The organism is Jannaschia sp. S6380 (assembly GCF_023015695.1).
In the GTDB taxonomy this organism is placed as follows: Bacteria; Pseudomonadota; Alphaproteobacteria; order Rhodobacterales; family Rhodobacteraceae; genus Jannaschia.
Map to the genome: position 1 here is coordinate 86,927 of NZ_JALKAS010000002.1, position 25,116 is coordinate 112,042.

General features: G+C 68.2%; 20 protein-coding genes and 1 tRNA gene. 17 read left to right on the plus strand and 4 right to left on the minus strand.

Annotated features, from left to right (window positions below; translation table 11 throughout):
- The first annotated feature begins 42 nt into the window (after positions 1-42).
- The 3 genes from MWU52_RS13445 to MWU52_RS13455 are packed head-to-tail and all read left to right on the plus strand — an operon-like array spanning position 43 to position 1,360.
- Entirely contained in the window at positions 43-333 is a 291-nt protein-coding gene (locus MWU52_RS13445) for a hypothetical protein (protein ID WP_246953088.1), read from the plus strand.
- Positions 305-1,006 carry a helix-turn-helix domain-containing protein gene (locus tag MWU52_RS13450; protein WP_246953090.1) on the plus strand — a complete coding sequence of 234 codons (702 nt, stop codon included), beginning with the start codon at positions 305-307 and terminating at the stop codon, positions 1,004-1,006. Before MWU52_RS13445 ends, MWU52_RS13450 begins: the two co-directional genes overlap by 29 nt.
- Before the next feature lie 18 nt (positions 1,007-1,024).
- Complete coding sequence (locus MWU52_RS13455; RefSeq protein ID WP_246953091.1) at positions 1,025-1,360, plus strand: hypothetical protein; 336 nt, start codon at positions 1,025-1,027, stop codon at positions 1,358-1,360.
- Here the strand turns inward: MWU52_RS13455 and MWU52_RS13460 are convergent.
- Complete coding sequence (locus MWU52_RS13460) at positions 1,357-2,166, minus strand: DeoR/GlpR family DNA-binding transcription regulator (protein WP_246953093.1); 810 nt, start codon at positions 2,164-2,166, stop codon at positions 1,357-1,359. The genes MWU52_RS13455 and MWU52_RS13460 overlap by 4 nt on opposite strands.
- 172 nt (positions 2,167-2,338) lie before the next feature.
- Here MWU52_RS13460 and MWU52_RS13465 point away from each other — a divergent pair, with 172 nt between their 5' ends.
- The 10 genes from MWU52_RS13465 (at position 2,339) to MWU52_RS13510 (ending at position 15,592) form a co-directional block, all read left to right on the plus strand.
- Positions 2,339-3,427, plus strand: a complete 1,089-nt coding sequence (locus tag MWU52_RS13465; RefSeq protein ID WP_246953095.1) for an ABC transporter ATP-binding protein — start codon at positions 2,339-2,341, stop codon at positions 3,425-3,427.
- On the plus strand, positions 3,427-4,509 hold the full coding sequence (locus tag MWU52_RS13470) for an ABC transporter ATP-binding protein (RefSeq protein ID WP_246953097.1): 1,083 nt from the start codon (positions 3,427-3,429) through the stop codon (positions 4,507-4,509). Before MWU52_RS13465 ends, MWU52_RS13470 begins: the two co-directional genes overlap by 1 nt.
- Complete coding sequence (locus MWU52_RS13475) at positions 4,506-5,378, plus strand: sugar ABC transporter permease (RefSeq protein ID WP_246953099.1); 873 nt, start codon at positions 4,506-4,508, stop codon at positions 5,376-5,378. The genes MWU52_RS13470 and MWU52_RS13475 overlap by 4 nt, the downstream gene beginning before the upstream one ends.
- A 113-nt stretch (positions 5,379-5,491) precedes the next feature.
- Positions 5,492-6,268: a carbohydrate ABC transporter permease gene (locus MWU52_RS13480; protein WP_246954585.1), complete on the plus strand. Its 777-nt coding sequence runs from the start codon at positions 5,492-5,494 to the stop codon at positions 6,266-6,268.
- A gap of 219 nt (positions 6,269-6,487) precedes the next feature.
- The gene (locus tag MWU52_RS13485; RefSeq protein ID WP_246953101.1) at positions 6,488-6,763 is read left to right on the plus strand and encodes a DUF2160 domain-containing protein; all 276 of its coding nucleotides are present in this window, start codon (positions 6,488-6,490) and stop codon (positions 6,761-6,763) included.
- A gap of 36 nt (positions 6,764-6,799) precedes the next feature.
- The gene (locus tag MWU52_RS13490; protein ID WP_246953102.1) at positions 6,800-8,518 is read left to right on the plus strand and encodes an ABC transporter substrate-binding protein; all 1,719 of its coding nucleotides are present in this window, start codon (positions 6,800-6,802) and stop codon (positions 8,516-8,518) included.
- Between the two features lie 156 nt (positions 8,519-8,674).
- Positions 8,675-9,607, plus strand: a complete 933-nt coding sequence (locus MWU52_RS13495) for a Stealth CR1 domain-containing protein (protein WP_246953104.1) — start codon at positions 8,675-8,677, stop codon at positions 9,605-9,607.
- A 118-nt stretch (positions 9,608-9,725) separates the two neighbouring features.
- Positions 9,726-11,459 carry an ABC transporter ATP-binding protein gene (locus tag MWU52_RS13500; protein WP_246953106.1) on the plus strand — a complete coding sequence of 578 codons (1,734 nt, stop codon included), beginning with the start codon at positions 9,726-9,728 and terminating at the stop codon, positions 11,457-11,459.
- A 150-nt stretch (positions 11,460-11,609) separates the two neighbouring features.
- A complete protein-coding gene (locus tag MWU52_RS13505; RefSeq protein WP_246953108.1) occupies positions 11,610-15,395 on the plus strand; it encodes an ExeM/NucH family extracellular endonuclease in 3,786 nt (1,261 codons plus the stop codon).
- A gap of 120 nt (positions 15,396-15,515) precedes the next feature.
- Positions 15,516-15,592, plus strand: a tRNA-Arg gene (locus MWU52_RS13510).
- Between the two features lie 65 nt (positions 15,593-15,657).
- On the opposite strand, the gene typA is transcribed toward MWU52_RS13510, so the two are convergent.
- Positions 15,658-17,478, minus strand: a complete 1,821-nt coding sequence (gene typA / locus MWU52_RS13515; RefSeq protein ID WP_246953110.1) for a translational GTPase TypA — start codon at positions 17,476-17,478, stop codon at positions 15,658-15,660.
- A 118-nt stretch (positions 17,479-17,596) separates the two neighbouring features.
- Between typA and MWU52_RS13520 the strand changes: the two genes are divergently transcribed.
- Positions 17,597-18,895 carry a cytochrome c peroxidase gene (locus tag MWU52_RS13520; protein WP_246953112.1) on the plus strand — a complete coding sequence of 433 codons (1,299 nt, stop codon included), beginning with the start codon at positions 17,597-17,599 and terminating at the stop codon, positions 18,893-18,895.
- Here MWU52_RS13520 and MWU52_RS13525 read toward each other — a convergent pair.
- Positions 18,892-20,352, minus strand: a complete 1,461-nt coding sequence (locus MWU52_RS13525; RefSeq protein WP_246953114.1) for a CRTAC1 family protein — start codon at positions 20,350-20,352, stop codon at positions 18,892-18,894. The two genes, MWU52_RS13520 and MWU52_RS13525, sit on opposite strands and share 4 nt — an antisense overlap.
- On the minus strand, positions 20,349-21,593 hold the full coding sequence (locus MWU52_RS13530; RefSeq protein WP_246953115.1) for an ROK family protein: 1,245 nt from the start codon (positions 21,591-21,593) through the stop codon (positions 20,349-20,351). The genes MWU52_RS13525 and MWU52_RS13530 overlap by 4 nt, the downstream gene beginning before the upstream one ends.
- 204 nt (positions 21,594-21,797) lie before the next feature.
- Between MWU52_RS13530 and xylF the strand changes: the two genes are divergently transcribed.
- From xylF to MWU52_RS13545, 3 genes are all read left to right on the plus strand, one after another.
- Positions 21,798-22,832, plus strand: coding sequence for a D-xylose ABC transporter substrate-binding protein (gene xylF, locus MWU52_RS13535; RefSeq protein ID WP_246953117.1), 1,035 nt, complete (start codon positions 21,798-21,800; stop codon positions 22,830-22,832).
- A 126-nt stretch (positions 22,833-22,958) separates the two neighbouring features.
- Positions 22,959-24,260: a sugar ABC transporter permease gene (locus MWU52_RS13540; RefSeq protein ID WP_246953119.1), complete on the plus strand. Its 1,302-nt coding sequence runs from the start codon at positions 22,959-22,961 to the stop codon at positions 24,258-24,260.
- A 2-nt stretch (positions 24,261-24,262) separates the two neighbouring features.
- Entirely contained in the window at positions 24,263-25,021 is a 759-nt protein-coding gene (locus tag MWU52_RS13545) for an ATP-binding cassette domain-containing protein (protein ID WP_246954587.1), read from the plus strand.
- The last annotated feature ends 95 nt before the right edge of the window (positions 25,022-25,116 follow it).

The following is a 25,116-nucleotide window of genomic DNA, read 5'->3' on the forward strand; positions in this document are numbered from 1 at the left end:
GCGTCATTGCCTGTCGCGCCCGGGTGACGCATCAAGGGCGGCATGACACAGCCGCTCACCATAGCCCTGCCCCTGATGGCCGCCCTGCTTCTGGCCGGGCCCGCCTCGGCGGCCTGCTACGCCGACTACAAGGCCAAGCGCGACGATCCGCTGCGGCTCCACTATGGCGTCATCGAGATCCCGGAGGATGACTGCACCGTCGCCGCCGCGACGGCCGCGCTGCGGGCGCGGCTGGGCGACGGCTGGCAGCTGCTGCAGGTGCAGTCGGTCTTCGGGCCCGAGGCGCTGGACGAGAGGAGGGCCGGTGCCGGCGAATACTTCCTCCGTTACTGAGACGCGCGCGGCTTCGGCCAAGGTCGTCGGACTGGGCATCGCCGCCATCGTCGTCATCCTCGGGGTGGCGGCGATCTTCCTGTTCGCGACGCTGCCCGATGCGAACGCCTTCAACGCGCGGGTGGAGCGGCTGTTCGTCGAATCGGACCTGACCCGGCCCGCCGAGATCGGCCTGCTCGAGGTGCTGGCGCAATCGGGCACGGCGTTCTCGGACGTGCTGGCGAGCTACCGCGTCATCATCTTCGTCCTGATGGTCTTCGCGACCGCGCTGCTGATCGCGTGCATGGTGCTGCTCCTGGCGATCGTGACGCTGAACCGGCGCATGGGCGAGATCGAACGCTCGGGCATCCAGGTCACGTCGCTGGTACTGGCGCGGGCCGAAAACGCGGTGATGCTGAACGATATCGAGCTGAAGCTGACCGATGCGGCGATGGAGACGCTGGCCGTCCTGGCCGAGGCGCGGCTGGACGGCGACATGCTGACAGGCGCGCAGATCGAGGCGGTGATCACCGGCAAGCCCGAGACCGATTGCGAGGAGGCCGCGGGCGCGACCCGGATCAAGCGCCTGCGCGACGCGCTGGGCAACCAGATCGTGACGCATCTGCTGATCCGCAACATCACGCGGCAGGGCTACGTGCTGGCGCTGGACCCGAAGGTGATCCGGATGATGTGACGCGCTATGTCGCGCGTCATGTCCGATTATCCCGTGACCCCCGATGGCCGCTATTTCGTGGCGAAGGCCCGGCTGTGGCGCCGGACCGACCCGTCCTTGCCCGAGGACGAGCGGCAGGACGCTGTGCGCGAATTGATGGCGGCGCGGCGGGCGGTGCGGGATGCAGCCGATGCCGACGCGACCCGCGCCGCGCGCGACCGGGTGCAGGCAGCCAAGGTCCGTCTGGGCGAACGCGGGCCGGTCTGGTGGGGCGACGAGGCGCCGGACGTGACGCGCCGCGCGCCCTGGAACACGGAATACGCCGATTGGTGGGCCGGGCTGGATGCCGATGCGCGCGACAGGGGGACGGGCTAGCCGGGGTCGTGCAGTCGATGGACGGTCGCGGCCCGCGTGTCGGGTGGCGTGCCGATCACGACCTCCGTGCCCCAGTCCCGCGCGCGTGTCGCCAGGTCGGGCGGCAGCGCGACATCGGTGAAAAGCGCCGTTACATCCGCGAGGGAGCAGATCGTGACCGGCGCGTTGCGGTCCAGCTTGGAGTGGTCGGCCGCGACGAAGACCTGCCGCGCCCGCGCGATCGCGGTCTGGCTGACGAGGATCTCCTGCGCGTCGAAATCCAGAAGGTCGCCGTCGCCGTCGAGGGCCGAACAGCCCAGGATCGCGATGTCGAACTTGAAGTGCCGGACCAGTTCCGCCGTGAAGCCGCCGACCAGCCCACCGTCGCTGTGGCGCAGCTGGCCGCCGGCCAGGACGATCTCGCAGCCGCGATTGGCCGACAGGATGTTGGCGATGTTGATGTTGTTGGTGACCACCAGCAGGTTGTCGCGGTCCAGAAGCTCGCGGGCCACGGCCTCGGTCGTTGTGCCGATATTCATGAACACCGACGCCCCGTCGGGCACCCGTTCGGCACAGGCCCGCGCGAGCGCGGCCTTGCCCTTGGCGTTCAGGCGGCGACGTTCCTCGTAGACGATGTTGATGACGCCGGACGGGATGACCGCGCCGCCATGCACGCGTTCCAGCTTGCCCGTCTCGGCCAGTTCGGCCAGATCGCGGCGGATCGTCTGGACGGTCACATCGAATTGCCGCGCCAGGCCGTCCACCGTCACCCGGCCGTCGCGGCGCGCCTGGTCCAGAATCTCCGTCTGGCGAAAGTTCGACACCATCGGTTCGGCCCTCGTTTACGTTCGCCACCCTAGGCAATTCCGCAAAAAAGAAAAAGAACGAACATTCTCGGTTGACAGTTCTGGTGCCGGGATGTTCGGTCAACGGGCGGCAGGCTTGGGGAGGCGCATGTGTCCGACGATCATCCTATCACGCGTCGAAAGGTCTAGCGCGATGTCGCTGGAACTGCGCGGCGTGTCCAAGGCGGTCGGCGGTCAGGTGCATATCCATCCGACGGATCTGACGCTGGAATCGGGGACGATGAACGTGCTCCTGGGCCCGACGCTGGCCGGGAAGACGTCGCTGATGCGGTTGATGGCGGGGCTCGACGCGCCGACCTCGGGGCGCCTGTTCTGGAACGGGACGGACGTGACCGGGATGCGGGTGCAGGACCGGGCCGTGGCGATGGTGTACCAGCAGTTCATCAACTACCCCTCGATGACCGTCTACGACAACATCGCCAGCCCGATGCGCCTGCTGGGCAAGTCGAGGGAGGAGATCGACCGTGCCGTGCGCGGCGCCGCCGACCTGATGCAGCTTTCGCCGCTTCTGGATCGCAAGCCGCTGGAATTGTCGGGCGGGCAGCAGCAGCGTTGCGCGCTGGCCCGCGCGCTGGTCAAGGATGCCGGGCTGGTCCTGCTGGACGAGCCGCTGGCGAACCTCGACTACAAGCTGCGCGAGGAATTGCGCGCCGAGATCCCGAAGATCTTCGAGGAGGCCGGCTCGATCTTCGTCTACGCCACCACCGAGCCGGAGGAGGCGCTGCTGCTGGGCGGAAACACCGCGACGTTGTGGCAGGGGCGCGTGACGCAGTTCGGGCCGACGCCGCAAGTCTATCGCCGGCCGGTCGACGCGACCACGGCGCGGGTCTTCTCGGACCCGCCGATGAACTTCCTGCCCTTCACCAAGGCCGGCGACGCCGTGACCTTCGGCGACGGCCAATCGGCCCCCGCCCATGGCCCGTTGGCCGGCCTGGCCGACGGTGCCTACACCGCCGGGTTCCGGCCCAACCACCTGGAGCTGTCGGCGCCGGGACCGGATGCGCTCAGCTTCGACGCGACGCTGGCGGTGACCGAGATCACGGGGTCCGAGACGTTCATCCATGTCGACCACCACGGCGAACGCTGGGTCGGACTGGTGCACGGGATCCGCAACCTGCGGTCCGGTGCGCCGCTTCAGGTCCATCTCGACCCGCGCCACGTCTATGTTTTCGCCGAAGACGGCCCGCTGGTCGCCGCCGCCCCCTATGCGGAGGCCGCCTGATGGCCAAGATCACCCTCGACAACCTGGCGCATTCCTATCTGCCGAACCCGTCGGGCGAGGAGGACTACGCCCTGAAGGAGTTGAACCATGACTGGGCAGATGGCGAGGCCTACGCGCTTCTGGGGGCGTCGGGATGCGGCAAGTCGACCCTGCTCAACATCATCTCGGGGCTGGTCCATCCCAGCCGGGGGCGCATCCTGTTCGACGGGCGCGATGTGACGCAGGCCCCCACGGCGGACCGCAACATCGCGCAGGTGTTCCAGTTCCCCGTCGTCTACGACACGATGAGCGTGCGCGACAACCTGGCCTTCCCGCTGCGCAATCGCGGCGACGATCCGGCCTATGTCGCCGAGCGGGTGCAGCAGATCGCCGCGATGATCGGGATGGAGGACATGCTGGATCGCAAGGCCCGCGGCCTGACCGCGGATGCCAAGCAGAAGATCAGCCTCGGGCGTGGTATGGTGCGCGAGGACGTCAACGCGCTTCTGTTCGACGAGCCGCTGACGGTGATCGACCCGCACATGAAGTGGGAGCTTCGGACCCAGCTCAAGCAACTGCACCAGGATTTCGGGCACACGATGATCTATGTGACCCACGACCAGACCGAGGCGCTGACCTTCGCCGACAAGGTGGTGGTCATGCATGACGGCCGCGTCGTCCAGATCGGCACGCCGGAGGAACTGTTCGAGCGGCCGGAGCATACGTTCGTCGGCTATTTCATCGGCTCGCCCGGCATGAACCTGCTCGACGCGGAGGTGCGGGGCGACCGGGCGACTGTCGGCGGCCACGACGTGTCGCTGGGTCGGGGCTACGGCACGCCCTCGGGCCGGGTGCAGCTGGGCGTGCGGCCGGAATACGCGCGGCTGGTGTCGGGCGAGGCGGGCCTGCCGGTGACCGTGAAGCGGGTCGAGGATGTCGGCCGGCACAAGATCGTGCGGACCGATTTCCAAGGCACCCAGGTCAACGTCGTCCTGTCGGAGGACGCGGCGGTGACGCCCGACATGACCCGCCTGACCTTCGACGCGGCAGGCGTGAACGTCTATGCCGACGATTGGCGCGTCTCGCCGGAGGGTGCGGCATGAACAAGACCGTAAACCAGAAGGCGTGGTTCCTCGTCCTGCCGGTGCTGGTGCTGGTGGCCTTCTCGGCGGTGATCCCGCTGATGACGGTGGTCAACTATTCGGTGCAGGACACGTTCGGGAACAACCAGTTCTTCTGGGCCGGCCTCGAATGGTTCGAGGAGATGCTGGAATCCGACCGCATGTGGGATGCGCTGGGTCGGCAGATCGTGTTCTCGGCCATCATCCTCGCGATCGAGATCCCGCTGGGCATCTTCGTCGCACTCAACATGCCCAAGAAGGGATTCTGGGCCTCGTTCTGCCTGGTCCTGATGTCGCTGCCGCTGCTGATCCCATGGAACGTCGTCGGCACCATCTGGCAGATTTTCGGCCGCGTCGATATCGGGCTGCTGGGCTACACGCTCGACGCGATCGGCATCGATTACAACTATACGCAGGGTTTCTATGCCGCCTGGGCCACGGTCATCGTGATGGATGTCTGGCACTGGACGTCGCTGGTGGCGCTTCTGGCCTATGCCGGGCTGCAGAGCATTCCCGACGCCTATTACCAGGCCGCCAAGATCGACCAGGCGAGCCGCTGGGCCGTGTTCCGCTATATCGAACTGCCCAAGATGGCGGGCGTGCTGATGATCGCGATCCTGCTGCGCTTCATGGACAGCTTCATGATCTATACCGAACCGTTCGTGGTCACCGGCGGCGGGCCCGGCAACTCCACCACCTTCCTGTCGATCGACCTGGTGAAGATGGCGCTCGGGCAGTTCGACCTGGGCCCCGCGGCGGCGTTCTCGATCATGTACTTCCTGGTGATCCTGCTGATCTCCTGGGTGTTCTATACGGTCATGACCAATCTCGACAAAAGGGACGGCGCATGAGCGACGCGACCGCCTCCGCCCCCGGGGCCGCAACGATCCCCGGCGACGTCACCGCATCGCGGCCCGACGCGCGCACCCGCCGCCGGTTCCGGCCGAACGGGTCGGCCATCGTCATGGGCCTCTATCTGCTGTTCCTGCTGCTGCCGATCTACTGGCTGCTGAACATGTCGTTCAAGACGAACACCGAGATCCTGAACACCTTCACGCTCTGGCCCGCGCGGCCCACGCTCGACAACTACCGGACTATCCTGACGGATGCGTCCTGGTATACCGGCTATCTGAACTCGATGGCCTATGTGGCGATGAACATGGCGATCACGCTGACCGTGGCGCTGCCGGCGGCCTATGCCTTTTCGCGCTACAGCTTCATGGGCGACAAGCACCTGTTCTTCTGGCTGCTGACCAACCGCATGTCGCCGCCGGCGGTTTTCGCCCTGCCGTTCTTCCAGCTCTACTCCTCGGTCGGCCTCTTCGACACGCATATCGCGGTTGCCCTGGCGCATTGCCTCTTCAACGTGCCGCTCGCGGTGTGGATCCTCGAGGGGTTCATGCGCGGCGTCCCGAAGGAGATCGACGAGACGGCCTATATCGACGGCTACTCCTTCCCGCGCTTCTTCATCCGCATCTTCATGCCGCTGATCGCGTCCGGCATCGGCGTGGCCGCGTTCTTCATCTTCATGTTCTCCTGGGTGGAGCTTCTGCTGTCGCGCACGCTCACGGCGGTGGACGCCAAGCCCATCGCGGCGACCATGACACGGACCGTCGGCGCCTCGGGGGTCGATTGGGGCGTGCTGGCGGCCGCCGGCGTGCTGACCATCGTTCCGGGCGCCTTGGTGATCTGGTTCGTGCGCAACTACATCGCCAAGGGCTTCGCGTTGGGGAGGGTGTGATGGAACCGAAGAGGTCGAGCCAATGCCGATAGTGCGAATTCCGAAACGTCGTATGCCGGGCGCTGACAGCGATCTTCTGATCAACACCGACAATGCTACGAGCATATTTGCTGACACGAACCCCAACGAGGTCGTGATCTATTTCGTAGGCGGTGAACGCCGTAAGTTCCGTGTGGGACATATCAGCGGCGTCCTGGATCTTCTTGAGGGCAAGAGCTGATGCTTGACTGGATGGCCTGGACCTGGCCCACGGCGGCCTTCTTCGCGGTCATTGCCGCGCTGCTTCTCACCTTCACCTTCCTCGCGATCCGCTATCCCGAGACGCCGCGCACCGGCATCCTGCGGATCGAGACGACGCGGGGGGATCGTCTGTTCATCACGCTTCTGGGTTCGGCCTTCATCAACCTGGCCTGGCTCGGTCTGACCGACCTGCCCCAATGGGGCGCGCTGGTCGTCTGCGCGATCTATGCCGCGGCGGTGTTCCGCTGGGTCTAGATCCGTCCACAACGTTCACTTCCAGGGAGGAATGACATGAACAAGTTGCTTACCACCACCACGGCGATCGCGATCGGGCTGACGGCCCTTCCCGCCTTCGCCGACATGGAGGCCGCGCAGGCCTTCCTCGACGAGGAGATCGGCGACCTCTCGACCCTGACCCGCGAGGAGCAGGAGGCCGAGATGCAGTGGTTCGTCGACGCCGCCGAGCCGTATCAGGGGATGGAGATCAACGTCGTCTCCGAGACGATCACCACGCATGAATACGAAAGCCAGGTCCTGGCCCCCGCCTTCGAGGCGATCACCGGCATCAAGGTCAATCACGACCTGATCGGCGAGGGCGACGTCGTCGAGAAGCTGCAGACCCAGATGCAGTCGGGCGAGAACATCTACGACGCCTATGTCAACGATTCCGACCTGATCGGCACGCATTGGCGCTATCAGCAGGTGCGCAACCTGACCGACTGGATGGCGGGCGACGGCGCCGAGGTCACCAGCCCGACGCTGGACGTGGACGACTTCATCGGCACCAGCTTCACCACCGGGCCGGACGGCAAGCTCTATCAGTTGCCGACGCAGCAATTCGCGAACCTCTACTGGTTCCGCTACGACTGGTTCAACGACGAGAAGAACAAGGCCGATTTCCAGGAAGCCTATGGCTACGAGCTGGGCGTGCCGGTGAACTGGTCCGCCTACGAGGACATCGCCGAGTTCTTCACCGGCCGCGACCTCAGCCATCTGGGCGTCGAGGGCGAGGTCTTCGGCAACATGGATTACGGCAAGAAGGACCCATCGCTCGGCTGGCGCTACACCGATGCCTGGATGTCGATGGCCGGCATGGGCGACGTGGGCGAGCCGAACGGCCTGCCGGTCGACGAATGGGGCATTCGCGTGAACGAGAATTCGCAGCCCGTCGGCTCCTGCGTGGCGCGGGGCGGGGCGACGAACTCGCCCGCGGCGGTCTATGCGGTGACCAAGGCGATCGAATGGCTCGACAAGTACGCCCCGCCCACCGCCGCCGGCATGACCTTCGGCGAGGCCGGCCCGATCCCCGCGCAGGGCAACGTGGCCCAGCAGATGTTCTGGTACACGGCCTTCACCGCCGACACGGTCAAGCCCGACCTGCCGGTGATGAACGAGGACGGCACCCCCAAGTGGCGCATGGCCCCCTCGCCGCACGGCGTCTACTGGGAGGAGGGCATGAAGGTCGGCTATCAGGATGCCGGATCCTGGACGCTGATGGAATCGACGCCGCTCGACCGCGCGCAGGCCGCCTGGCTCTATGCGCAGTTCGTGACGTCGAAGACGGTCGACGTGAAGAAATCGCATGAGGGCCTGACCTTCATCCGCGAGTCGACCATCCAGGACGAGAGCTTCACCGAACGCGCCGACAAGCTGGGCGGCCTGGTCGAGTTCTACCGCTCGCCCGCCCGCGTCCAGTGGTCCCCGACGGGGACGAACGTGCCGGACTATCCCAAGCTGGCGCAGCTCTGGTGGCAGAACATCGGCGACGCGATGTCGGGGGCGAAGACCCCGCAGGAGGCGCTCGACAGCCTCTGCGCCGATCAGGAGCGGGTGCTGGAGCGTCTGGAACGCGCCGGCGTGCAGGGCGATCTGGGCCCCGTCCTGAACGAGGAGCAGGATCCGTCCTACTGGCTTGAACAGCCGGGCGCGCCCAAGGCCAAGATCGAGAACGAGGACGAGGAGCCTCAGACGATCGCCTATGACGAGCTGATCCAGTCTTGGGAACAGTGACCTGAACTTCGCGGGGCCGGTTCGATCCGGCCCCGCGACCCCGACCCGCCGGCCAGCGACGCCGGTTTCCCCGCAGATCCCGTCGAACATGCCGCCCGGTTGCGTCCGGGCGCCGCGCTCTGCATCGTCGCGCGCGGACGGGGCGGAGGGCCGGGCATGACGATCGACGCAGTGATCACCTGGGTGGATGGCGAAGACCCCGCCCACCGGGCCCGGCGCGCGGCGCATGGCGACGCGGCCGCGCATCCCGACGCCGCGGCGGCCACGCGCTTCGCCAGTTCGGGCGAGCTGCGCTTCGCCGTCCTGTCGCTTCTGCGGTTCTGCCCGTTCGTCCGGCGCATCCATGTGGTGACCGATTCCCAGCATCCCGTGCCGCTGGATCCGGTGCTGGCCGATCCGGCGCGTGCGGCCCGGATCCGGGTCGTCGACCATGCCGAGGCCTTCGGCGCCCATGCCGACCTGCTGCCGGTCTTCTCCTCCCGCTCCATCGAGACGATGATCCACCGGATCCCCGACCTGGCCGAACGGTTCCTCTATCTCAACGACGACATCTTCGTCGGGCGGCCGATGTCCGAGGCGGATTATTTCGATGGCGACCGACCCGTGTTGCGCGGGCATCTGCGGCGCTTTCCGAACCCGTGGCTGGCCCGGCTGAAACGGGTCGTGCGCGGCGAGCGTCCCGGCTATGCGGCGGCACAGCGGGCGGCCGCGCGCCGCGTCGGGCGCCGCGACACCTATCTGCTGGCGGAACATCAACCGCATCCGATGCGCCGTTCGACCTTGGCGGAGTTCTTCGCCGACGACGCGCAGGGGCTGCGTGCGCAGGCCGGGCACCGGTTCCGCTCGGTCGCGCAGGTCTCTCCGATGGGGCTGGCGAGCCATCTGGAATTGGCCGCCGGCGCGCGCGTGACGCCGCCGCTCGACATCGGCTACGTGCGGCCCGGGCGGCCGGCGGGCGCGGCGCTTGACGCGGTGCTGGCGCGGTTCCTGGACGGAGCCTACGCCTCCTTCTGCGTGCAGAGCCTCGATGCCATGTCCGACCGCGACCGCAGCGCGATCCTGGCCGCACTCGAGGCGCGCTACGTCTGACCGGCGCCCGATCCCGGTGCGGGTGCTGGACCGGGGGTGCCAAACCCGCTAGGTCGCCGGGTGCATCCGGCGAACGAGGCGCCCCTTGGCGAAGACTGGCAAGCCCGACTTGCGCTCCATGAGCGACCGCGCGATCTTCGCGCGGCTCTGGCGCGACTATCTGCGCGCGCATGCCCCCATGATCGGGGTCGCCGCGCTTCTGATGGTGATCGAGGGCAGCACGCTGGGAATCCTGGCCTGGATGCTTAAGCCGATGTTCGACCTGGTTTTCGTGGCCGGGCAGTCCGACGCGATCTGGTGGGTCGGCCTGGGCATCTTCGGGCTGTTCGCCATGCGCGGGGTGACCGGCGTGCTGCAACGCGTGGTGATGACCCGCATCTCAAATGCGACCGGGGCGGCGATGCAGGTGGACCTGCTGCGGCACGTCCTGACGCTGGACAACAGCTTTTTCCAGACGATGTCGCCGGGCACGCTGATCTCGCGCGTGTCGTCGGACGCGCAGGCGACGCAGGGCATCTGGTCGGCGCTGATCCTGGGCGCGGGGCGCGACGTCGTGGCGCTGATCTCGCTTTCGGTCGTGGCCATCAGCGTCGATCCCGTCTGGGCGCTTGTGGCGGTGATCGGCACGCCGCTCCTGATCCTGCCGACGCTGGTCCTGCAACGCTACATCCGCCGCAAGAGCGCGATGCTCCGCGACATCACCGCCGCCCGCACCACGCGGCTGGACGAGATCTTCCACGGCGTCACGCCGGTCAAGCTGAACGCGCTGGAGGAATATCAGAACGGCCGCTTCGCGACGCTGACCGACGCCTTCGTCACCGCCAAGGTCAAGGCCGCCGGCGGGTCGGCCATGGTGCCCGGTTTCATCGATTTCGCCGTCGGGCTGGGGTTCTTCTGCGTGCTGCTCTACGGCGGGCAGGAGATCATCGCCGGCGAGAAGACGGTGGGCGATTTCATGGCCTTCTTCACCGCGATGGCACTGGCGTTCCAGCCGCTGCGCCGGCTGGGCGGCATCGCCGGAACCTGGCAGACGGCGGCGGCCAGCCTGGAGCGTGTCTATGAGCTGTTCGACATGCGCCCGTCGATGCCCGCCCCGCGCCGCGCGGCGAAGATCCCGGACCTGCCCGATACCACGATCCGGTTCGAGGGGGTGGAACTGTCCTACGGTTCCGCCGAGGTGCTGCGCGGTCTGGATTTCGTGGCGGAAGCCAAGCAGACCACGGCGCTGGTCGGACCGTCCGGCGGTGGCAAGAGCACCGTCTTCAACGTCCTGACCCGACTGGTCGAGCCGTCGGCCGGCCGGGTCACGATCGGCGGCCGCGACATCGCCGAGATGGAGGTGGGCAGCCTGCGGGCGCTGTTTTCGGTCGTCAGCCAGGACGCCCTGCTCTTCGACGAGACGATCCGCGAGAACATCCTGCTGGGACAGAAGGACGTGTCCGAGGAACGGCTGCAGGCGGCGCTGGAGGCCGCGCATGTCGCGGATTTTCTGGCCGACATGCCGCAGGGCCTGCAGACGCCCGCGGGGCCGCGCGGCTCCAACCTGTCGGGCGGCCAGCGGCAGCGGGTGGCCATCGCGCGCGCCCTGCTGCGCGACACGCCGATCCTGCTGCTGGACGAGGCGACCTCGGCGCTGGATGCGGCGGTCGAGGCCAAGGTGCAGGACGCGATCAACACGTTGGCGCGGGGCCGGACCGTCCTGGTCATCGCGCACCGCCTGGCCACGGTCATCGACGCGGACGCGATCCTGGTCATGGACCGGGGCCGCGTGGTGGAACGCGGGCGTCATTCCGACCTTCTGGCCGGCGGGGGCCTCTTCGCGGATCTGCACGCGCTTCAGTTCGATCGATGACGCAACGGCAACCGGTCTGTGCGGCGACATTCCGCCGGAACGCTGCGTCTTGGGACACCGCGGCCCCGCATCGGCGCTATCCCCTGTGATCAAACTGAGCCAGACTTCGCCCACTCCATTCGCGAACTCTGCCAACCAGACAGGTGATCCATGGCCCTTTTCCGCAACATCCGCTTCGGCACGTTCCACGACGACCTTCTGACCGGCACGCGGGGACGGGATCTGCTGTTCGGCCTGTGGGGCGACGACACGATCACCGCGGGTGGCGGGAACGACATCGTCTTCGCCGGCTGGGGCGACGACATTCTGCGCGGCGGGGCGGGGCGCGATCGTCTGTATGGCGGTCGCGGCGACGACACGCTGGAGGGCGGCGCCGGCCGCGACCGGCTGGACGGCGGCCGGGGAACCGACACCGCGATCTATGCGGGCGGCGTCGCGGATTACGCCGTCATCCAAGGGCGCGGCGATCGTTTCAAGGTCGAGAACCTGAACGATGCCGGCGATGTCGACAGCCTGCGCGGGATCGAGCGGTTGTATTTCGCGGCCGACGACTACACCGCCGATCTGACGGGCGGGAACAACGCCGTCCTGGCGCGCGACGACACGGCCGACGTATCGGCGGACGCGCCCCTCGTGCTGGATGGCCTGACCGAGAACGATTTCGACTTCGACGGCGATGCGCTCTCGATCACCGGCCTGGACACGGCGGGGCTGACCGGCATGGCTACGCTGAATGCCGACGGGACGGTCAGCTATGACGCGCAGGGTGCGTTCGACGCGCTGGCCGAAGGCGAGACGGCGCAGACGTCGTTTCTCTACACCGTCGCCGATGGGCGCGGCGGGTCGGACACGGCGCGCGTGACGGTGACGGTGACGGGGGCGAACGACGCGCCGGTCATCGATGTCGCCACCTCCTTCACCGTGGCCGAGAACGGTGTCGAGGTCGGCCGGGCCACGGCCACGGATGTCGACGGCGACGCGGTGACCTTCTCGCTGGACGGGGCCGATGCCGCGCGCTTCTCCATCGCACCGGACGGCACGCTGCGCTTCGACGAGGCGCCGGATTTCGAGACGCCGGGCGATGCCGATGGCGACAACGTCTATGACGTGACGGTCGTCGCGACCGATGCCGGCGGCCTGAGCGATGCGCGCGACGTGCAGGTGACCGTGACCGACGAGGACGAGACGCCCGCCGGACCGGCGCTGCGCATCAACGAATTCCACTACGACAACGCCGGCGCCGATGTCGGCGAGTTCATCGAGGTCGCGGGCACGGCCGGCACGGACATCTCGGGCTGGACGCTCGTGCTATACAACGGCAGCAACGGAACGCCCTATCGGACCGTCGCGCTGTCCGGGTCGCTCTCGGGCGAGGACGGCACGGGTTACGCCTCGGTCGACGTGGCGGGCCTGCAGAACGGGTCGCCGGACGGGATCGCGCTCGTCGCGCCCGACGGCACGGTGGCGGAGTTCCTGTCCTACGAGGGGTCGCTGACGGCCGTGGGTGGCCCGGCGGACGGGCTGACATCGACCGATATCGGCGTGGCCGAAGGCTCGGACACGGCGATCGGCCAGTCGCTGCAACTGCAGGAGGACGGCACCTGGGCCGGCCCGCAGGAGGCGACCCGCGACGGCGCCAACGACGGCAGCGGCGGGGGCGGCGGCAACCCTCCGGTGGCCGAGACGCTCTCGCTGAACGAATTCCACTACGACAACGCGGGCTCGGACGAGGGCGAATTCATCGAGGTCGCGGGCGACGCGGGCGCCGGCCTCGAGGGGTGGAGCATCGCGCTCTACAACGGGAACGGCGGCGTGGTCTATCGGACGATCCCGCTATCGGGGTCGCTCTCGGATGACGGGTTCGCCTCGGTCGACGCGACCGGCCTGCAAAACGGCCCGGACGCCATCGCGCTGGTCACCCCCGACGGGACCGTGGCCGAGTTCATCGCCTACGAGGGCGACGTCACCGCCACCGACGGCCCGGCCGCGGGCATGACCGCCACCGATATCGGCGTGGCCGAAGGCAGCGACACCGCGGTCGGGCAGTCGTTGCAGAAGCAGGCCGACGGTAGTTGGGCCGGCCCGGCCGACGCCACGCGCGACGCCGCCAACGACGATGGCGGCCCGGTCGATCCGGGCGAGAGCGAGGCCGTCCTGATCAGCACGATCCAGGGCAGCGGCGAAAGCTCCACCCTGGTGGACCGCTTCGTGAACGTGACGGCGGTGGTCACGGCAACGCTGTCCAACGGCTTCTACCTGCAGGAGGAGGACGCGGATGCCGATGGCGATGCGGCGACCTCCGAGGGCATCTTCGTGTTCACCGGCGGCGCCCCCACCGTGACGCCGGGCGAGATCGTCTTCGCCGAGGGGATCGTGGGCGAGGCATTCGGCCAGACGCAGCTGACCCCCTCGACCATTACGGGCGTCGGCAACGGCGATTTGCCGACGGCGGCCAACCTGACGCTGCCGTTCACGCTGGAGGCCGATCTGGAATCGGTCGAGGGGATGCGCGTCTCGGTGACGTCGGCCGACGATGCCGCGCCGCTGACGGTGATTGAGAACTTCAACTTCGACCGTTTCGGCGAGATCGTCGTCAGCGCGGGCGAGCAGATCCAGCCCACGCAGATCTTCGACGCGCAGACCCAGGCCGACGAGATCGACGCGCTGCAGGCGCAGAACGCCGCCAACCGCCTGCGGATCGACGACGGATCGAGCAGCCAGAACCCGACCTCCTTCGCCTATATCGCCAACGACACGGCCGGCGACGATGGCGATGGCATCTTGTCCGCCGGGGACGACTTCGCCCTGGGCAACCCCGCGCCGCGCATCGGCGCCGAGATGGACGGCCCCATCGAGGGGGTGCTGGGTTTCGGCTTCGGCAGCTACCGCCTGTTCCCGACCGAGACGCTGCCGATCGACCCGGCCACCAACGACGGCGCGCGCGATGCCGAGGCGCCCGAGGTGGGCGGCGACCTGAAGGTCGTGAGCTTCAACGCCCTGAACTACTTCACCACCCTGGGCGAGCGCGGCGCGGATTCGGCCTTCGACCTGGCGCGCCAGACCGAAAAGCTGGTCAACGCCATGGTGGAGCTGGACGGCGATGTGGTCGGATTGCAGGAGATCGAGAACAACGGCTTCGGCGACGACTCGGCGATCGCGACCCTGGTGGCCGCACTGAACGACCGGCTGGGCGCCGAGGTCTATGACTTCGTGGACCCGACCGAGGATGGTGGCCCGATCGGGACCGACGCGATCGCCACGGGCCTGATCTACAAGACCGAGGCCGTCGGCGTCACCGGATCCGGCTTCCTGGAGTTCGACGACGGCGGCCAGCAGCGTAACCGCCCCGCCGTGGCCGCCACCTTCGAGGACGAGGATGGCGGGACGGTCACCATCGCCGTCAACCACTTCAAATCGAAGGGGCCGAGCGGTCTGGACGCGGGCGATGCCTCGAACCCCGACAGCGATCAGGGCGACGGCCAGGGCTTCTGGAACGCGACCCGGACCGATGCGGCGAACCAGCTGACGGCGTGGCTGGCCGGCGATCCGTTCGACTCGGGCGATCCGGACTACCTGATCATCGGCGACCTGAACGCCTATTCGCAGGAGGACCCGGTCCAGGCCATCGAAGAGGCCGGCTATGCCAACCTGCTGGAGCAGTTCGTGGGGGCCGAGAATGCGTATAGCTTCGTGTTCAACGGCCAGCAGGGCGCGCTCGACCATGCGATGGCCAGCAACTCGCTGGCCGGCCAGGTCACCGGCGTCGCGGAATGGCACATCAATGCCAACGAACCGGACCTGATGGGCTACAGCAGCGAGTTCACCGATCCGGGCTTCTACAACGGTGACGATCCGTTCGCGGCCTCGGACCACGATCCGCTGATCGTGGGCCTGACCCTGACCACGCCGCAGGAAGACGGCTTCGTCTTCGCGTGACGGATTTGCCCGGCCTCTTGACGGGGCCGGGTCCATCGGCGCGCCAGGGAAAATGCCCGAAACGGGCTGGCCATACGGCCGCCGACGGGGCAAGAGATGCGGGCGCCGGACGCGCCGGACGGGCCCATAGCTCAGCTGGATAGAGCAGCCGACTTCTAATCGGCAGGTCGAGGGTTCGAATCCTTCTGGGCCCGCCACGCGCCGGTGACGCGATCGCGACGGGGCGGACCGTTCCGCCCCGGATGCGTTTCTGCCGGCGCCGTCAGCCCGCCGCGCGCGACTGCCGCTTGCGTTCGTGCGGGTCGAGGAACCGCTTGCGCAGGCGGATGGCGTTCGGCGTCACCTCGACCAGTTCGTCGTTGTCGATATAGGCGATCGCCTGTTCCAGCGTCAGCGTGACGGGCGTCGTCAGGCGCACCGCCTCGTCGGTGCCCGACGCGCGCACGTTGGTCAGCTGCTTGCCCTTCAGCGGGTTCACTTCCAAGTCGTTGTCGCGGCTGTGCTCGCCGATGATCATGCCCTGATATACCTGCTCCTGCGCGCCGATGAAGAACTTGCCGCGGTCCTCCAGCTTCCAGAGCGCATAGGCGACCGACACCCCCGATTCCATCGAGATCAGGACGCCCGCACGGCGGCCCGGGATCGTGCCTTTGTAGGGCGCCCATTCCTGGAACACGCGGTTCATCACGCCGGTGCCGCGCGTGTCGGTCAGGAACTCGCCGTGATAGCCGATCAGCCCGCGCGACGGGACATGCGCGATGATCCGCGTCTTGCCGGCACCGGCGGGCTTCATTTCGACCAGGTCGCCCTTGCGCGCGCCGGTGATCTTCTCGATCACCGCGCCGGAATATTCGTCGTCGACGTCGATGGTGACTTCCTCGACCGGCTCCATCCGCTGGCCGTCCACGTCGCGGAACAGGACCTGCGGGCGGCTGACGGACAGCTCGAATCCTTCGCGGCGCATGTTCTCAATCAGCACGCCCATCTGCAATTCGCCCCGGCCCGCGACCTCGAAAGCCTCGCCACCGGGGGTGTCGCTGACCTTGATGGCGACGTTGGTCTCCGCCTCCTTCATCAGGCGCTCGCGGATGACGCGGGACTGCACTTTCTTGCCGTCGCGGCCGGCTAGCGGGCTGTCGTTGATGCCGAAGGTCACGGTGATGGTGGGCGGGTCGATGGGCTGCGCCGGCAGGGGCACGTCGATCGAGGTGTCGCAGATCGTGTCGGCCACGGTGGCCTTCGACATGCCGGCGATGGTGACGATGTCGCCCGCCTCGGCCAGGTCGATGGGCTGCTGCTGCAAGCCGCGGAAGGCGAGGATCTTGGTGGCGCGGAACTGTTCGATCCGGTCGCCGGTGCGTGACAGGGCGTGCACGGTCTGGCCCGCCTTCAGGGTGCCCGACTCGACCCGGCCGGTCAGGATGCGGCCGATGAACGGATCGGCGCCCAGCGTGGTGGCCAGCATGCGGAACGGTTTGTCGCGGTCGGCGACCTGCTTCGGTGCGGGGACGTGGCTGACGACGAGGTCGAACAGCGCGTCGAGATCCTTGCGCGGCCCGTCCAGCTCCATATCGGCCCAGCCGTTTCGACCGCTCGCATACATGGCGGGGAAATCGAGCTGATCGTCATCGGCCCCGAGAGAGGCAAAGAGGTCGAAGCATTCGTCGAGCGCGCGGTCCGGCTCGGCATCGGGCTTGTCGACCTTGTTGAGCACGACGATCGGCCGCAACCCCAGGGCCAGCGCCTTGGAGGTGACGAACTTCGTCTGCGGCATCGGCCCTTCGGCCGCGTCGACCAGCAGGACGACGCCGTCGACCATCGACAGGATCCGCTCCACCTCGCCGCCGAAATCGGCGTGGCCGGGCGTGTCGACGATGTTGATGCGCGTGTTCTTCCACTCGACGCTGGTGCATTTCGCCAGGATCGTGATCCCCCGCTCCCGCTCCAGGTCGTTGCTGTCCATGGCGCGCTCGGCCACGGCCTCGTTGGCGCGGAAGTTGCCGGATTGCTTGAGCAGCTCGTCCACCAGCGTCGTCTTGCCGTGGTCCACGTGCGCGATGATCGCGATATTGCGAAGGTCCATTGGAATCGTCCTGAAATCGGGGGTTGCGGGCGCGTTATCGCCAAACCGGGCGAAAGGCCAGCGAATAACCCGCGGGCCCGGCTTCCACGCGCCCGATGGCTGTGGTTACGTCCCGGCCATGTTGCGCGCGCTTTTCATCCTGCTGGCCCTGCCCGCCGCAGCCATGGAGTTTCCCGACCCCGTGGATGACGGTTCCTATCGCCCGACCGATCCCGCGCAGGTGGAGATGGGGCGCCTGCTCTTCTGGGATCCGATCCTGTCGGGCAACCGCAACATCAGCTGCGGGACATGCCATCATCCGCGCTTCGGCACCGGCGACGGGTTGGCACTTGGGCTGGGCGAAGGCGGTCGGGGCCTGGGCCCGGACCGCGTTCCCGACCCGTCCAACCCGCCCGAGGCGCGCATCCCCCGCAACGCGCCCGGCCTCTGGAACCTCGGCGCGCGCGAATTTGCCGTGCTGTTCCACGATGGCCGGATCGAGGAGAGGGGCGGCGCGCTGCGCACACCGATGGGGCCGGACATGGTCGTGGGGTTCGACACGCTGCTGTCGGCCCAGACGATGTTTCCCGTCCTGTCCCCCGACGAGATGGCGGGCCACTATTCCGAGAACGAGGTCAGCCGTGCCGTCCGCCAGGGCCTGATCACCGGCGAGGGTGGCGCCTGGGACCTGATTGCCGGCCGGGTGCGCGACATCCCCGCCTATGTCCGGATGTGGCGGGCGGCCTTTCCCGGGGACGATACGCTCGACTTCACCGACATATCGGACGCCATCGCCGCCTTCGTGGAACATGAATGGCGCTCGGACACCGCGCCTTTCGATGCGTGGCTGCGGAGTTCCGGGGACCTGCCACGCCCGGCGTTGGAGGGTGCGGAGCTGTTCTACGGCGCGGCCGGCTGCGCGGCGTGTCATTCCGGGCCGTTCCAGACCGATCACGGCTTTCACGCCATGGGCCAGCCGCAGGTCGGCCCCGGCAAGCGCGCCCGGTTCGAGACGCATGCCCGCGACGACGGGCGGATGCGCGTCACCGGCGATCCGGCCGACCGCTTCGCCTTTCGCACGCCCAGCCTTCGCAACGTGACCGAAACCGGTCCCTGGGGTCATGCCGGTGCCTATGACGACCTGCGCGCCTTCCTGCGCGACCACGCCGCCCCGCGTCGCGCCCTGCGCGACCCCCATCGTCACGTGACGCTTCCGCCGATCGCGCCCGAGGCGGCGGCGGACGACCTGCGGTTGATGAACGATCCGGTCGAGGTGGCCGCCCTTGCCGCCGCCATCCGCGGGCCCGACATCGTGCTGGATGCGGCGGAGCTGGACGCGCTGATGGCCTTCCTCGGCAGCCTGCGGGACGAGACGGCCCTGCGGGGACGGCTGGGCATTCCCGACGCGGTGCCCTCCGGTCTGCCCATCGACCGCTAGCGCGCGATCAGATGCGACCCGGGGCGGATGCGGCGCCAGCCACCGACGGTTCCGTCCGGCCAGGTCACGCGGAGGTCGACCGTCGATGCGGCGCCAATCCCGAAATGCAGCGGCCGGACGGCCCCGCCCGCATGGCCGCCGCCCAGCGTCCTTTCCTGCAGCTGCACTCCGGATTTCCCCCGGACCTCGACCCAGGCGCCCACGGCGTCGCGGTTGCCGCCCGGCTGCGCCAGTTCGATCGAAACGGCGTTCCCCGCCTCGGACATGTTGCGCCAGACCTCCAATGGCGCGCGTCGGTTCGCCACGGCCAGGTCCAGCCGACCATCGGCGTCCAGATCGACCAGCGCCGCGCCGCGTGCGCGGTGGGTCGAGGCCACCCCCGCGCCGACGGCAACCTCGCGAAAGCGGCCCCCCTCGTTCAGCAGCAGGTTGTTCGGGTCCAGCATTGCCATGCCCGGCATCTGGTCGACATTGCCCTTGGCGATGAACAGGTCGGCATCGCCGTCGTTGTCGATATCGCCCCATTCCGCGTGCCAGCCCGTGCTGGGCCGCCCGTCGTCGCCGACATGCGGGCGCTGCGCGAAACTGCCGATGTCGAAGGGCGCCATCGCGTGGCCGTCGGGCGTCGACAGCAATGTCAGCTGATCCCCCATCGAGGTCAGCATCAGGTCGGGCCGTCCGTCGCCGGTGATGTCGCGGCTGGCTATGCCCATGCCCCAGATCGACGGCGCGTCGAACCCATCCGCGGGGCCGAGGAAGCGGCCCTCGTCCAGCGACCACATCTGCTCGGCTCCGCCACGCACGTAGTAGTGCCGGTCGTTCGACAGGCGCAGGGTCGGCAGGCCGTCGCGATCCTCGTCCGAGAACAGGATCGACAGCGCGCAGAAACCGGGGGTGAGCGGGATGGTTTCGTATTCCTCGTTGCCGATCGGTCGCGCGATCCAGTTGTCATCGCAGGCTTCGAACGGGCCGTCGGGATCGTCGCGGTCGACATAGTTCCCGAAGGCGACCGTCGGGCGATCCTGTTCCCCATCCCATGTGGCCGAAAAACCCGTCGTCCAGGCGTCGCCGCCATCGGGAATGCCGAAATCATGCGGCGCGAAGCCGCAGGCCCCGTCGCCCTTCAGCGTGGCGTTCGGCCCGACCCGCAGCACGATGAGATCCCGCGCCCCATCGCCGTCGAGGTCGAGCGCATAGACCCCGGTCGCGCCGGTGATTTCGGGCATCTCCCCCACCTCCAGGCGCAGGTCGCCGCGATTGCGCAGCAGCGTCATCGGTGCGGTCCCGCCGGCCGCGACCAACTCGGGCAGCGCGTCGCCGTCGCAGTCGAACGCGGCCAGGCCGCCGCCCACGAAATGCTCCCACCCGCCGGTATAGGCATGCGCGGGCACGGTGACGGGGGCGAAGGCAGGGTCGGCTGTGGCCGGCGCGGCCAGCAGCAGCAACAGCCACCTCATGCCAGCAGGCGGGGCGTGGCATCCGACAGCGCGAGCGCCGCCGCGCCGCGGGCCCAGACCAGGTCGTCCCACGCGTTGACCTCGATCGGAGGCGGGGTGTTGAGCGTCAGACCCGGCACTTCGGCCAGCATCTCCTCGGCGTAGAGGAAGTCATAGCGCATGCGGCTGCCCGACAGGATGATCCGGCGCGGGTCGAACAGGTTGGCCACGTTGGCAAGCCCCACGGCCAGGTAGCGTCCGGCCCGGTCGAAGATCGCGCGTGCGGCTTCGTTTCCGTCCTTGGCCTGGGCGAACAGGGCCTCCAGCACCTGTCCCCGGGGCGGAAGCTCTCCGTCCAGCGCCACGGCCGCCTCGCGCACCAGGGCGAAATCGGCGACATAGGCCTCGAGGCAGCCCCGCTGGCCGCAACGGCAGAGCGCGCCGTCGAGCTGCACCTTGGTGTGGCCCAGCTCCATCCCGTAGCCATGGGCGCCGCGATAGGGTGCGTGATCGACGACCAGCCCGAGGCCCACGCCGTATTCGATGGTCACGACCGCGAAATCGGACAGCGACCGGCCACGGCCGAACCACAGCTCGGCCATGGTCAGAAGGTTCGCATCGTTGTCGACCGACACCGGCAGACCCAGGCGGTCCGATACCGCCCCCGCCAGATCGAGGTCGCGGCCCGACAGGATGGGGGACCAGCGCAGCCAGCCGGTGGCGTGGTCGATCATGCCGGGCATGCCCAGCCCCGCGGCCAGCACGGGCGGCGCGCCGGGGCCGCAGGCGTCCAGCAGGCGGACATAAAGCGTGTCGATCTCCTCCAGCAGGCCGTCGACGGTGCGGATTTCTGCGCGCCGGGGCAGGGCGGCCTGGGCCACGGGCTGTCCGGCCAGATCGACCAGCAGGGCCGAATACTCATGATCGCTGACCTTGAGGCCGGCGACCAACCCGCGGGACGGGTTGACGCCCAGCGTGACCGGGGGGCGTCCGCGGCCGACCGGCTGGCTGTCATCCTCCAGTTCGCGCAGCAGGTCCGAGGTCAGCAGATCCGACACCAGCGGCGTGACCGAGCCGGGCGAGACCTCCAGTTCCTTCGCCAAGGCGGCGCGGCTGATGCGCCCGGCGGACCGGACCGATTCGTAGATCAGCTGTTTCAGGGGCAGGCTGCCCGACTGCCGCGCGCCCCGCTGTGGCCCGCAGCCGGGCCCGGCGCCATCGGCAAGCTGAGTCGCGGCGGTTTGCGTGGCGTCAAGCCCCATTTGTTCGAACCTGCAATTAATACTCTCAATCATGGCCGCCGGGTCTAGCCTCACGATCCTTTCGGGCGGGCCTTCATGGGTTGGAGTGAACGATTCTTCCGGTGCGAGGTCAAATTAATTTTGACAACCGAAGATAAACTTGCTTCCTTGTCCCGCATCGGCCCCGGCCAACGGTCCGGCCGCCTGATCCAATGGGAGGATAAGATGAAGAAGTTTCTGACGGCGGCCGCGGCCGCCTCCATGACGTTCGCGGGTGCCGCTGCCCATGCGGACGCCCACGCGCCCGTCGTCGGGGTGTCGTGGTCCAACTTCCAGGAGGAGCGCTGGAAGACCGACGAGGCCGCCATCAAGGAGGCTCTGGAGGCGGCCGGCGCGTCCTACATCTCTGCCGATGCGCAATCGTCCGCGTCCAAGCAGTTGTCGGACGTCGAAAGCCTGATCGCGCAGGGCGCCGACGCCCTGATCATCCTGGCGCAGGACAGCCAGGCCATCGGCCCCGCCATCACCGCCGCCCAGAACGAGGGCATTCCGGTCGTGGGCTATGACCGCCTGATCGAGGATCCGTACGCGTTCTATCTGACCTTCGACAATGTCGAGGTCGGCCGGATGCAGGCCCGCGCCGTGCTCGAGGCCGCGCCCGAGGGCAACTACGTGATGATCAAGGGCTCGCCCACCGATCCGAACGCCGACTTCCTGCGCGGCGGCCAGCAGGAAGTGTTGCAGGAAGCGATCGACAGCGGCGCCATCACCATCGTGGGCGAGGCCTACACCGATGGCTGGCTGCCCGCCAACGCCCAGCGCAACATGGAGCAGATCCTGACCGCGCAGGACAACCAGGTCGACGCGGTCGTGGCATCGAACGATGGCACCGCCGGCGGCGCGGTGGCCGCGCTGACGGCGCAGGGCATGGACGGCATTCCGGTCTCGGGCCAAGACGGCGATCACGCCGCGCTGAACCGTGTGGCCAGCGGCACGCAGACCGTGTCCGTCTGGAAGGACGCCCGCGAACTGGGCCGCGAGGCCGGCGAGATCGCCGTTGCGCTGGCCGGCGGCACCGACATGGCCGAGGTCGAGGGCGCGGAGGAATGGACCTCGCCCGGCGGCACCACGCTGACGGCCAAGTTCCTCGACCCGATCCCGGTGACGGCGGACAATCTGACCACCGTAACGGATGCCGGCTGGATCACCGTCGAGGCGCTCTGCCAGGGCGTCGAGAACGGCCCCGCGCCCTGCAACTGACGCAACCCGGGCCCGCCCCCTCTCGTTGAAGGGGGCGGGCCCCATGACACCCGTGTATCCGCGCGCGGGGATCCGCGCCCACCGTCGCCGGTACGGGAGGGCGCATGCCGACCGGAGGCCCCTGGAATGACCGACAGTTCGACCACCGCGCCGGCCGCGCCTGCCCCGCGCAAGGGACTTGCCGCGCTGGAGCTGGACACCCGCCTGCTGGGCATGATCGGCGCCTTCGTCCTGATCGCGCTGGCGTTTCACCTCGCCTCGGACGGGCGCTTCATCACGCCGCGCAACCTGTTCAACCTGACGATCCAGACCGCAAGCGTCGCCATCATGGCCACCGGCATGGTCTTCATCATCGTCATGCGGCACATCGACCTGTCGGTGGGCTCGGTCCTGGCGACCTGTTCGGCGGTCATGGCGATGACGCAGACGGCGTTCGTGCCCGATTGGATGGGCCTCGGGCTGGGCCATCCGGCGACGGCCTGGCTGGCCATCGCGGCGGGCGTCGTTGCCGGCGCGATCATCGGCGCATTCCACGGCTGGCTGATCGGCTATCTGACCATCCCCGCCTTCATCGTGACGCTGGGCGGCCTTCTGGTCTGGCGAAACGTGGCCTGGTACCTGACGAGCGGTCAGACCATCGGGCCGCTGGACGAGACTTTCCAGCTTTTCGGCGGCATCAACGGGACGCTGGGCGAGACGACCAGCTGGATCGTCGGCGCGCTCGCCGCCGCGGCGGCACTCTGGGGGCTTCTCGCGGCCCGTCGCGCGAAGATCGCGCATGAGTTTCCCGTCAAGCCGGTCTGGGCCGAGGCGGTCGTGGCCGCGATCGTGGTCGCCGGCATCCTGGGTTTCGTGGCGCTGATGAACGCCTATTCGGTGCCCACGCGCCTGCTGGAGCGGCAATTCGCGGCCCGCGGCGAGGTCATGCCCGAGGGGTTCACCCAGGGCTACGGCATCCCGATCTCGATCGTGCTGCTGATCGCGGTGGCCATCGTGATGACCGTCATCGCCCGGCGCACACGGTTCGGGCGCTACATCTTCGCCACCGGCGGCAACCCCGACGCGGCCGAGCTGTCGGGCATCGACACGCGCATGCTGACGGTCAAGGTCTTCGCGCTGATGGGCGTGCTCTGCGCCATCTCGGCGGTGGTGGCCTCGGCGCGGCTGACGAACCATTCCAACGATATCGGCATCCTGGACGAATTGCGCGTGATCGCCGCCGCAGTGATCGGGGGGACCGCGCTAAAGGGCGGGGTCGGCACGATTTACGGCGCGATCATCGGCGCGCTCATCATGCAGTCGCTGCAATCGGGAATGGCGATGGTGGGCGTGGACGCGCCCTTGCAGAACATCGTCGTCGGCGCGGTGCTGGTGGCCGCGGTCCTGATCGACATCTGGTATCGCAAGCGCACGGGGGCGAGGGATTGACCATGGATCGCACGGGCACGCCGCTTGTCGAACTTCGCAACATCTCGATCGCGTTCGGGGGGGTGCAGGCCGTCGACGACGTCTCGCTGGACCTTCACGCGGGCGAGGTCGTGGGCCTGCTGGGCCATAACGGCGCGGGCAAGTCGACGCTGATCAAGTGCCTCTCGGGGGCCTATAGCCGCGACTCGGGCGAGATCCGGATCGACGGCAAGCCGGTCGACATCCGCAGCCCCGCCGATGCCCGGCGCCACAATATCGAGACGATCTATCAGACGCTGGCCCTGGCCGACAATCTGGACGCGCCCGCGAACCTGTTCCTGGGGCGCGAATTGACGACCGGGCTGGGCCTCGTGGACGACGCCGCGATGGAGGCGGAGACGCGCAAGATCATGGCGCGGCTGAACCCCAACTTCCGCAAGATAAATGAACCGGTCAGCGCGCTGTCGGGCGGGCAGCGGCAATCGGTGGCGATCGCCCGCGCGGTCTATTTCAACGCCCGCATCCTGATCATGGACGAGCCGACGGCGGCGCTGGGCGTGCACGAGACCAAGATGGTCGCGGACCTGATCCAGGAGCTGAAGGCGCAGGGGCTCGGTATCTTCCTGATCTCCCACGACACGCGTGAGATGATGGAACTGTGCGACCGCGTGAGCGTGATGAAGAACGGACGCATGGTCGGCACCGAGCGGGTCGAGGACGTGACCGAGGACGACATCCTGTCGATGATCATCCTGGGCAAGAACCCCCGCGTGGCGGCGTGATGCGGGTGCATGCGCCGCGTATTGCGGACCTGTCATCCGCATGATGCGCGCGGCAGCCGTTCGCACGGGTCGGGCGGGCTGAACCAGAAGGGAGC

Excerpts from the sequence above, each read along its gene's own strand:
- MWU52_RS13445 (WP_246953088.1), top strand. The coding sequence starts at position 43 with ATGACACAGCCGCTCACCATAGCCCTGCCCCTGATGGCCGCCCTGCTT.
- MWU52_RS13455 (WP_246953091.1), top strand. The coding sequence starts at position 1,025 with ATGTCCGATTATCCCGTGACCCCCGATGGCCGCTATTTCGTGGCGAAG.
- MWU52_RS13460 (WP_246953093.1), bottom strand. The coding sequence starts at position 2,166 with ATGGTGTCGAACTTTCGCCAGACGGAGATTCTGGACCAGGCGCGCCGC.
- MWU52_RS13465 (WP_246953095.1), top strand. The coding sequence starts at position 2,339 with ATGTCGCTGGAACTGCGCGGCGTGTCCAAGGCGGTCGGCGGTCAGGTG.
- MWU52_RS13470 (WP_246953097.1), top strand. The coding sequence starts at position 3,427 with ATGGCCAAGATCACCCTCGACAACCTGGCGCATTCCTATCTGCCGAAC.
- MWU52_RS13475 (WP_246953099.1), top strand. The coding sequence starts at position 4,506 with ATGAACAAGACCGTAAACCAGAAGGCGTGGTTCCTCGTCCTGCCGGTG.
- MWU52_RS13480 (WP_246954585.1), top strand. The coding sequence starts at position 5,492 with ATGGGCCTCTATCTGCTGTTCCTGCTGCTGCCGATCTACTGGCTGCTG.
- MWU52_RS13485 (WP_246953101.1), top strand. The coding sequence starts at position 6,488 with ATGCTTGACTGGATGGCCTGGACCTGGCCCACGGCGGCCTTCTTCGCG.
- MWU52_RS13490 (WP_246953102.1), top strand. The coding sequence starts at position 6,800 with ATGAACAAGTTGCTTACCACCACCACGGCGATCGCGATCGGGCTGACG.
- MWU52_RS13495 (WP_246953104.1), top strand. The coding sequence starts at position 8,675 with ATGACGATCGACGCAGTGATCACCTGGGTGGATGGCGAAGACCCCGCC.
- MWU52_RS13500 (WP_246953106.1), top strand. The coding sequence starts at position 9,726 with ATGAGCGACCGCGCGATCTTCGCGCGGCTCTGGCGCGACTATCTGCGC.
- MWU52_RS13505 (WP_246953108.1), top strand. The coding sequence starts at position 11,610 with ATGGCCCTTTTCCGCAACATCCGCTTCGGCACGTTCCACGACGACCTT.
- typA (WP_246953110.1), bottom strand. The coding sequence starts at position 17,478 with ATGGACCTTCGCAATATCGCGATCATCGCGCACGTGGACCACGGCAAG.
- MWU52_RS13520 (WP_246953112.1), top strand. The coding sequence starts at position 17,597 with ATGTTGCGCGCGCTTTTCATCCTGCTGGCCCTGCCCGCCGCAGCCATG.
- MWU52_RS13525 (WP_246953114.1), bottom strand. The coding sequence starts at position 20,352 with ATGAGGTGGCTGTTGCTGCTGCTGGCCGCGCCGGCCACAGCCGACCCT.
- MWU52_RS13530 (WP_246953115.1), bottom strand. The coding sequence starts at position 21,593 with ATGGGGCTTGACGCCACGCAAACCGCCGCGACTCAGCTTGCCGATGGC.
- xylF (WP_246953117.1), top strand. The coding sequence starts at position 21,798 with ATGAAGAAGTTTCTGACGGCGGCCGCGGCCGCCTCCATGACGTTCGCG.
- MWU52_RS13540 (WP_246953119.1), top strand. The coding sequence starts at position 22,959 with ATGACCGACAGTTCGACCACCGCGCCGGCCGCGCCTGCCCCGCGCAAG.
- MWU52_RS13545 (WP_246954587.1), top strand. The coding sequence starts at position 24,263 with ATGGATCGCACGGGCACGCCGCTTGTCGAACTTCGCAACATCTCGATC.